This is a genomic window from Bradyrhizobium sp., from assembly GCF_016462955.1.
Taxonomy (GTDB): Bacteria; Pseudomonadota; Alphaproteobacteria; order Rhizobiales; family Xanthobacteraceae; genus Bradyrhizobium.
In genome coordinates this window covers 1,592-2,335 of the sequence record NZ_JAEMSD010000762.1, presented here as the reverse complement: position 1 = coordinate 2,335, position 744 = coordinate 1,592, and the positions used below count along the sequence as shown (strand labels likewise).

The following is a 744-nucleotide window of genomic DNA, read 5'->3' as shown; positions in this document are numbered from 1 at the left end:
GAGCTCGGCGCTGGTCTCGCTGTTCCAGCCGCATGCGGCCTTTTTCCAGCTCGTCGGCAGCGCGACGCAGCCAATCTTCGACGGCGGCCGGATCCTCGGCAATTTCGAATTCGCCAAGGCGCGGCAGGACGAACTGCTCCAAACCTATCGCAAGACAATCATCCAGGCCTTTGCCGACGTCGACAACGCGCTGTTCTCGATCAAGCAGACCACGATCCGGCTGCAATTGCAGCGTGACGTCGTCGCCGCCTCGCGCCGCGCGTTCGATCTGTCCGAGCAGCAATTGCGCGCCGGCACCGCCGACATCGTCACGGTGCTCAACACCCAGCTGACGCTGTTCCAGGCGGAAGACGCGCTGTTGCAGGCCCAGCTCGCACGGCTACTTGCCATCGTCAGCCTGTACCAGGCGCTCGGCGGCGGCTGGGAGCCGCGAATGGAGAAACCGGTCAATGCTCTTTAAGCCGGACGCGAAGCAAGGCGCGGGTGAGGGGACTGCGAAGAGATCGCGCGGCCGCAGCTTCGTCATGACCCTGATCACGCTCGCGATCCTCGGGGGCCTCGGTTACGTTGCCTGGTTTGCGATGCAGCAGCAGCAGGCGAACAATCGCAATCAGCGTCCCGATCTGCCGGTGCCGGTGCTGGCGGCGACCCCGCGCATCCAGGACGTGCCGGTCTATCTCGACGGCGTCGGCGCGATCCGCGCGCTCAACACCGTAACGGTGCGCTCGCAGGTCGACGGCAAGC

Annotated in this window: 1 protein-coding gene and 1 pseudogene; both read left to right on the top strand. The window is 65.5% G+C overall.

From position 1 onward, the window contains the following. Positions 1-460: TolC family protein (locus tag JHD07_RS38035; RefSeq protein ID WP_291631569.1), on the top strand; the 460-nt coding region annotated here is incomplete at its 5' end. Then, positions 450-744 (top strand): annotated as a pseudogene (locus JHD07_RS38030) (efflux RND transporter periplasmic adaptor subunit); the annotation flags it as partial. The gene JHD07_RS38035 and the pseudogene JHD07_RS38030, both read left to right, overlap by 11 nt.